Raw genomic sequence first — 8,128 nt, 5'->3', positions numbered from 1 at the left:
CCATTACCTGCTTCTACAGAATCCGCTGACGCATTACTTTGTGATACCGGCCCTTTTTGTTTCTTTTTCCGGTTCTTTCCGCCTTTTGTCTTGTCAAAACGGGTCAAGCTCTCTTGTTCCAGCAAGTCTTTTGAACGCTGCGATTCACGTCCGGAAAACTCGTCATCCAGTTTTTCAGGCTTTTCTCCCCGTTTGTTCATATTCAGCACCTCAAAGGCTCTGCGTGCTGAAATAGTCACTTCATTTGCCAGGAAACTCTTATCCGTACTATAAGTAATAGTTCCTTTCAGAATATCTGCCTTGAAGTAATAATACATGTTGTCCAACGTTTCAAGGGTAATTTCCTTACTCGGCAAGCGTTTCTGACATTCCACGTAGGCATCTACTTCGTAATTCAGACAGCATTTCAGTTTGGCACACTGTCCGGCCAGTTTCTGCGGATTAAGCGAAATATCCTGAAAACGAGCCGCACTAGTCGACACTGAAACGAAGTTCGTCATCCACGTAGCACAGCACAACTCGCGTCCGCACGGTCCGATTCCTCCGATACGTCCAGCCTCCTGACGAGCTCCAATCTGTTTCATTTCGATACGCACCCGGAAAGTTTCAGCCAGCACCTTAATCAGCTGACGGAAATCCACACGTTCATCTGCAATGTAATAGAATATTGCCTTATTGCCATCACCCTGGTATTCCACGTCACCGATTTTCATCTGAAGTCCCAGACTTTCTGCAATCTTACGCGAGCGAATCATCGTATCGTGTTCACGCGATTTCGCCTCTTCATACTTTTCCATGTCCACCGGCTTTACCTTACGGTAAATACGGCGTATTTCTGCATCTGGCTTCAAATTAGCCTTACGCATCTGCAGAGGAACCAGTCTTCCGGTCAGTGTTACCGTACCGATGTCATGTCCCGGACTAGCTTCCACTGCCACAATATCACCCTTCTCCAGATGCAGCCCATTACTGTTTTTAAAATATCCCTTACGGGTATTCTTAAACTGAACCTCCACCATATCCTGCTCCTCTGCGTTTCCAGGAATATCGGCCAGCCAGTCGTAAGTATTCAATTTATTATTCTGTCGTCCACAGCCTCCACAGCAGATTCGGCCACTTCCGTTTTTAAGCTTGAAATCGTCCATATATTGTTATTGTTGTTTCATTTCTACAATCATTCTCAGTGCCATGTCAAAAAAAACCATCTTCGGATTCACATTCTGCTCAATGTGTACCTGTGCCTCCTCCAGCAATCCCATCACGGAAATAATATTCCGCTCATTGATGTAAGGAGCAAAACGGCTGGCAAACTGCAATTCCTCCGGACTCAGATATACCATATCAGGTTGACGGAAATTGCAGATAAAGTTTTCACGCACCATCCGCTGGCAATATTCCAGGAGGTTCTTCTGCCGTTCGCGCCCCATTCCTGCCACCTGCTCACTCCACGCTTTCAGACTACGAATATCACGCTTATAGGCCGTACGCATCAGGTTCACAAAGAGTTCAAAACAAAGTTTGTTTTCCTCTCCCAAATGCACATTTTCCACTGCCCTCAACAAACTTCCGGCCGAACGGTGTGCAATGTCACGGGCATCTTCCACAGGAAGCATATAACGCTCCACCAGATAACGCTCAATATCCGACTCCGGTAAAGGTTTTAAATGGATACGTTGCGTACGGCTCACAATCGTAGGAAGCAATAAGTCGGGTTCCTCACTCACCAACAGAAATACGGTTTTCAGAGGAGGTTCTTCCAACAGTTTCAGCAACTTGTTCGCACATTCCACATTCATTTTTTCCGGAAGCCAGATAAGCATGACCTTGTATCCTCCCTGACTAGCTTTCAGCGAAAGCTTCCGCTGAATTTCATCACTCTCACGCACATAAATCTGAGGTTGCTGATTGCCCGCATCAATAGTTCGCATCCACTCCTGAAGGTCGGCATACGGATTACGTCCCAGCATTTCACGCCACTGAGGCAGGTATTCATCGCAAACCACGTCCCTTCCGGCCTTTTTACGTACCACCGGAAAAGCAAAATGCATGTCAGGATGAGCCAGATGTTCCATCATCTTACACGAATTACATTGCCCGCACGCATCATTTTCTACAGGATGATGACAAAGGAGATAACGTGCCACCGCTAAAGCTACGGGTAACTTTCCACTTCCAGAAGGTCCCGTCAGCAACACGGCATGAGGCATCTTCCCACTCTTTGCACTATGAATGAGAAGCTGTTTCACATCTTCTTGTCCGATTACATCCTTAAAAAACGACATATTGTTCCGTAAAAATCAGGTTCTTTTTGGGGCTGTTACTACTATATAATCGGACAAAAATAAGAAAAAAAATCGTAGTTTCAGGAGATATTCACCTTTTATTATTATATAACCGGTGTAAACAAATGCGCAAACCATCCCACAAAACGACGCCATACACTCCGCTTCTTATATTCCTCACGGGTCATAATCGTACTATTGAGCTTGTCGTTCTGAAATACTTCTCCCAACTCGGCAGTAGTAGGCAAATCCAGAATAAATGCATTGATTTCATAATCATAATGCAGACTACGGCTGTTCAGGTTCGTACTGCCCACCGTACAGAACCGCTCGTCCACCATCATGATTTTAGAATGATGGAAGCCTCCATTAAACACGTAGATATGTGCTCCTGCCTTACGCAGTTTATTGGCTATATAAAATCCGGCATCGGGAGTAAAAGAAATGTCCGATTTTCCCGGAATCATGATTTCCACCCGGACTCCCCGTTCAGCCGCCCGTTTAATAGCATTTCTTACTTCACGAGTAGGAGTAAAATAAGGATTGATAATCTGCACCTTACGTTCTGCGGCATCCAATGCCGCAATATAGGCCTCACGCATGATTTCCGGACAAACTTTCGGAATACGCTGCACAATAGCAACTCTTCTTCCGGAATCCTCGCACAACGTATCGTGCACCACTTGCCCTTCTTTCAAGCCTTCGTGCGTTTCCTTATTCCATACACCTAAAAAAGCTTTTTCCAGATACTGCACCGCCGGTCCTTCAATACGAATATGCATATCGCGCCAGGGGCCGATTTCCGGAAGCCCGTTGATATAATAATCGGCAATATTCATGCCTCCCGTATATCCCACTTTTCCATCGATGACCACAATTTTCTGATGATCACGACAAAATACGTGATTAATATAAGGAAAACGGATGGGACTGAAACGGGCCATTTCCACTCCCCTTTCCGCCAGCATCTTCAGATGTTCCTTTCGCAGGGGACGACTGTTCGACAAATTTCCAAAGTCATCAAACAAGGCCTTGATTGTCACTCCTTCTTTGGCTTTCTCAGCCAATAAAGTAAACAATTCCTTGGCAATAGAATCGCTGCGGAAATTAAAGTATTCCAGATGGATATAGTTTTCAGCCTTCTTTATATCTTCAAATAAATGTTCAAACTTGCTGCGACCACTTTTCAACAAAGTCATACGATTACAAGCCGTAACAGGAATTTGTTTTTCTTTCAAAAAAAGGGCAAACAAGGAATCAGCAGGCAGGTAAGCTTTAGCAGTATCTACTTCAGCCTGACCAGAAACTTCTTTCAGGCTTTGTCCTTTGACCGAAATCACACTGCATATCATTATTACCCACCCTAACAGGTATAACTTTACTTTCATCTTCATAACGGTTATCGGGCAAAAATATGGAATATTTCAGAAAAGACCATGATTTTCTGAAACAGAATTGAAAGATTTACCATCTATTCCGCTAAATAGCCTTATATGCACTACCCCTGAAATACATCTATAGAACAAGAGAGAATGATGAAACTCTTAGCTATGATTAACAAAATAAAATACTCCTCCAAAACGCAAGGACGTTTAACATGAAACATAAGTACGTTTGATACCAAACACAAGGACGTTTTATCCTAAACGCAAGGACGTTTTGGATTGAACGCAAAGAGTTTTTCCAAGGAAAGAAAAAATGCTGCCGGAAGGTGAAAAAAGGATGTAAAATCTTTCCACCGCCATATAAAATAAGGTAACAGGGAAAAAAATTTAAAGTGATAAAATGCAAACAAAGAAATGCAACCTACTCTTTGCAAAATTGGGATATGACATCTAAAAATAGTGAAATTTTTCCGTAATTGCCGAAAATCATCTTTTTTCATCCTATATTTACCAGTGTAAAGATTCGTTTTCACTGATAACTTTCCTATCTTTGCATTGAAGAAAAACAAAGACTGACTATACACTTTTATACATAACTTAAATACATAAGAATTATGGAATTTGTAACAAATGAAAAACTTACCATTGTTGGTGCTGCCGGTATGATCGGTTCTAACATGGCTCAGACTGCTATCATGATGGGCTTAACTCCTAACATCTGTTTGTACGACCCGTACGCTCCAGGTTTGGAAGGTGTTGCTGAAGAATTGTTCCACTGCGGTTTCGAAGGTGTGAACATCACTTTCACTTCAGATATCAAAGAAGCGCTGACTGGTGCTAAATATATCGTAAACTCAGGTGGTGCAGCCCGTAAAGCCGGTATGACTCGTGAAGACCTGTTGAAAGGTAACGCAGCTATCGCAGAAGAATTCGGTAAGAATGTTAAACAGTACTGCCCGGATGTAAAACACATTGTAGTTATCTTCAACCCTGCTGACATTACTGGTTTGATTACATTATTATATTCTGGTTTGAAACCAGGTCAGGTTACTACATTGGCTGGTTTGGATTCAACTCGTCTGCGCAGCGAGCTGGCTAAACATTTCGGTATCTCTATGGACGCTGTTGAAAACTGCCGTACTTACGGTGGTCACGGCGAACAGATGGCTGTATTCGCTTCAACTGCAAAAGTAAACGGCAAACCGTTGACTGACATCATCGGTACTGATGCTTTGACAACTGAACAGTGGGCAGAAATCCAGCAGAAAGTAACCAAGGGTGGTGCTAACATCATTAACTTACGTGGCCGTTCTTCATTCCAGAGCCCGTCATACGTTTCTATCGAAATGATTGCTGCAGCTATGGGAGGTAAAGCATTCCGCTGGCCGGCTGGTACTTACGTTTCTAACGAAAAGTACGACCACATCATGATGGCTTGGGAAACTTCAATCGATACAGAAGGCTGCCACTGTGCTACTTTGAACGGTACAGCAGAAGAACAAGCTGCTTTGGATAAGAGCTACGAACACTTGTGCGCACTGCGTGACGAAGTAATCGCTATGGGCGTTCTTCCTCCAGTAGCTGAATGGAACAAGCTGAACCCGAACATTAAATAATCGGATTTTCCATTAATATAAAAGGAGACTGAATCATCGGTCTCCTTTTTTATGCCCTATACCAATGCACTTGTACATCATATAAAATCATAAACGTCTTATTTTAAAACATTTACAGCTACCCAATGTACATCTGAAAACTTTCAGTCTCTCTCTTAAAAGCACTACCTTTGCCGCTCTCTTTTACCATGTATTCCTAAAACTACGGGCAGCAATGAGAATATGCACTTTACTATTTTTCTTTATTTCAGCACTAACCTGTCACTCGCTGTATGCACATACTCCCGCGAGTAGTTATTTTTTGATGCAAGACTCCACATCTTCTCTCACCTCATTGGCTCTTCCAGCGAAACAAAAGAAAACAAAGGAACTTTTCCAGCAAAACTTTTCGTACATGGGAATTCCTTTTATCGTTTCCGGCTTAATCGTCAAAAAACAAAACCAGGATTTCCGTACACTGCGCAATCGCTTCCAGCCAACCTTTCATCACGAATATGACAATTATACACAATATGTCCCGTTAGTTGCTACATGGGGCATGAAATTAGCTGGGGTAGAAAGCCGCAGTTCATGGAAGGAACTAACAATCAGCAATGTTTTCTCGGCAGCCCTGATGGCCGGCTTTGTCAACACCCTGAAATATACGACCAAAGAGATGCGTCCGGACAATTCGTCAAACAATTCATTTCCTTCCGGACATACTGCCACCGCTTTTATGTGCGCCACAATCCTGCATAAAGAATACGGCATGCTCAGCCCGTGGTACAGCATCGGAGGATATACCTTAGCAGGAATAACCGGTATCACGCGACAGCTGAACAACCGTCACTGGATTGGCGATGTACTGGTAGGAGCCGGAATAGGCATGATTTCAACAAACTTAGGCTATTTCTTTTCCGACCTGATTTTTCGTAAGAATACCACCAGCAGCCAGTTAACAACACACTTCAACCGCTACGATGCACCTTCATTCCTGAGTCTCAACATGGGATTTGCCACAGGACCTTCCGCCCTGCGTACTGCCGAACTATACGACACAGAGGAAGGCACTCCTTTAGGTATGCGCCTGCATACGGGTACATCGACCGTCGTCAGCGCAGAAGGAGCTTACTTTTTCAATGCGTACATCGGCTTGGGAGGACGCCTGAGAGTAGCTACCGTACCTGTTATTGCCGACATGCCCGAAGAAAACAAAAAGTATTTTGACCTGGACAATGACTTAAAGGAAGGAGCTCCTGTCAATATGTATCTGCTCGAAAATCTGGAATCGGACCATTTAGGTATGTGTGACATCGATTTAGGACTTTATTTTTCCTATCCGCTCAGCAACCGTTTCTTAGTAGGAAGCAAACTGTTAGCCGGACGACGTACTAATGCAAACTTTACCTTAAACTCTATGTCACGAATTAATCCAGCCATTTTCGACCGTCAGAAAGTGAGCCAGGAAGCCTACGACCAATTCTATAAAGCCGACGTAGATTACTATATCCAGCAGGAAGGCCTCAGCGTTCAGGAAATGCTACAAAGCACTTTCATTGACGAAGAGTTTCTTCACATTCGTAAAAGTTCTACTTTCAAATTAGGAACCGGCCTTTCTCTCGCCTATCGCTACAAGGAAAATGCGGCCCTGCGTCTCTATTGCGACTATGACTTTGCCTCCCCCCGGCTGACATACGACCTGAAGAACTCCTGGGCAGACGAAGACGGCAACAGGGAAGTCCGTTCGTATAGTAAAAGAACGCCTATGCATAATTTTACTTTCGGAGCTTCCATAGCCTTTATCTTTTAGAAATCAAGACCAGCCTGAACGCGCAAAGCATGCTCCACTACCTACTTCTTCCTTCGCATAATAAATATGCAGCCTTTTTAAAACGAATCAAACGGATATAATCATTAAGATGCATTTCTCAATCAGGTATCAGCTTGCCTTTGGGAAACAGTTAAATAGATAAAAAAGAATATTATTTAATAAAAAACTCTGTTATCTTTGGAAACACAAATTTAAAATATAAAATTTTTTGATATGCAGAATGGAAAAACACAAATGTACATTGTAATAATGTTGTCCTTATTTACGATGCGAGGAATGTCGCAGTCATTAAGAACACTGATGAGCAGACCTTATAATATAATAGAATCCAATTGGGAAAGAAACTCGAAGCAGGATTTATCATTGGTTTATACAAACAATGATTTTTGCGATTATTATGTTTACCGCAAGGATGACCGTTCATATAACTTACATCCCGGGAAAAATACCTTATTTACCATTCCCAAAGGCTCAAATGTAGAAAATCCATTTAAGGACCCTTCATCTTTTATGTTCTATCGTGGTATATTTGTTGACAATCTCAATATAAAATACCCGTATGCTCTTCCTGTAAAAAATGGAAAGATAACTGCATGGAAAACAGATATACGCGAGCATGTGAAAACTCTGAACTTTTATATGCACCAAGGTGATACCGTATATGCCACACGAAGCGGTATTGCATGCAAGACTACCAATCCAAGGCAACTGCTTATATATCATTCCGACCACACTTTTGCGGCATATCTTGTCATGGACGAAAATTTCATAACGCCCGGTGAACAAGTATTGACAGGCCAACCTGTAGGGCTGGCAGGTAAAACATGTGTGTCAATCACATATTTTTTCCTCGACAAGAACAAATTTGACGCTCTACAGGCTACAGGATATGCTTATTCACATTTTATGCCTACATTCAGAACAACAGAAGGAGATGTGATCATGGAAGAAAAGAAAAAATATAAGGCGGTAATCGATGATAACCTTATCATGCAGGAGATGACTAAACGTGAACAGAAAAAGTATCTGAAAACA

Annotated in this window: 6 protein-coding genes; 3 read left to right on the top strand and 3 right to left on the bottom strand. The window is 42.6% G+C overall.

Translation table 11 applies throughout. The features are described 5' to 3' along the window. From ACMJ0U_RS12420 to cls, 3 genes are all read right to left on the bottom strand, one after another. Positions 1-1,145 (bottom strand): PSP1 domain-containing protein (locus tag ACMJ0U_RS12420; RefSeq protein WP_417130187.1); only part of this gene is annotated, 1,145 nt, incomplete at its 3' end. 6 nt (positions 1,146-1,151) lie between these two features. Further along, positions 1,152-2,282 (bottom strand): DNA polymerase III subunit delta', encoded by a 1,131-nt coding sequence (holB, locus tag ACMJ0U_RS12415; RefSeq protein WP_417130186.1) that lies wholly within the window; start codon positions 2,280-2,282, stop codon positions 1,152-1,154. 104 nt (positions 2,283-2,386) lie between these two features. Then, complete coding sequence (gene cls, locus ACMJ0U_RS12410; RefSeq protein ID WP_417130185.1) at positions 2,387-3,676, bottom strand: cardiolipin synthase; 1,290 nt, start codon at positions 3,674-3,676, stop codon at positions 2,387-2,389. Positions 3,677-4,281: 605 nt separating this feature from the next. Between cls and ACMJ0U_RS12405 the strand changes: the two genes are divergently transcribed. The 3 genes from ACMJ0U_RS12405 to ACMJ0U_RS12395 form a co-directional block, all read left to right on the top strand. Further along, positions 4,282-5,283, top strand: coding sequence for a malate dehydrogenase (locus ACMJ0U_RS12405; RefSeq protein WP_417130184.1), 1,002 nt, complete (start codon positions 4,282-4,284; stop codon positions 5,281-5,283). A gap of 394 nt (positions 5,284-5,677) precedes the next feature. Further along, positions 5,678-7,072: a phosphatase PAP2 family protein gene (locus ACMJ0U_RS12400; RefSeq protein WP_417130183.1), complete on the top strand. Its 1,395-nt coding sequence runs from the start codon at positions 5,678-5,680 to the stop codon at positions 7,070-7,072. Between the two features lie 234 nt (positions 7,073-7,306). Further along, on the top strand, positions 7,307-8,128 hold an 822-nt coding region (locus ACMJ0U_RS12395), incomplete at its 3' end, for a M23 family peptidase (RefSeq protein ID WP_417130182.1).

Source organism: Phocaeicola sp. (assembly GCF_048170425.1).
GTDB lineage: Bacteria > Bacteroidota > Bacteroidia > Bacteroidales > Bacteroidaceae > Phocaeicola.
The sequence above is the reverse complement of the archived record's forward strand: the minus strand, read 5'-3'. Positions and strand labels throughout refer to the sequence as shown.

What these genes read in the sequence shown, in the direction of transcription:
- holB (WP_417130186.1), bottom strand. Translation starts at nt 2,282, where the DNA reads ATGTCGTTTTTTAAGGATGTAATCGGACAAGAAGATGTGAAACAGCTT.
- cls (WP_417130185.1), bottom strand. Translation starts at nt 3,676, where the DNA reads ATGAAGATGAAAGTAAAGTTATACCTGTTAGGGTGGGTAATAATGATA.
- ACMJ0U_RS12405 (WP_417130184.1), top strand. Translation starts at nt 4,282, where the DNA reads ATGGAATTTGTAACAAATGAAAAACTTACCATTGTTGGTGCTGCCGGT.
- ACMJ0U_RS12400 (WP_417130183.1), top strand. Translation starts at nt 5,678, where the DNA reads ATGGGAATTCCTTTTATCGTTTCCGGCTTAATCGTCAAAAAACAAAAC.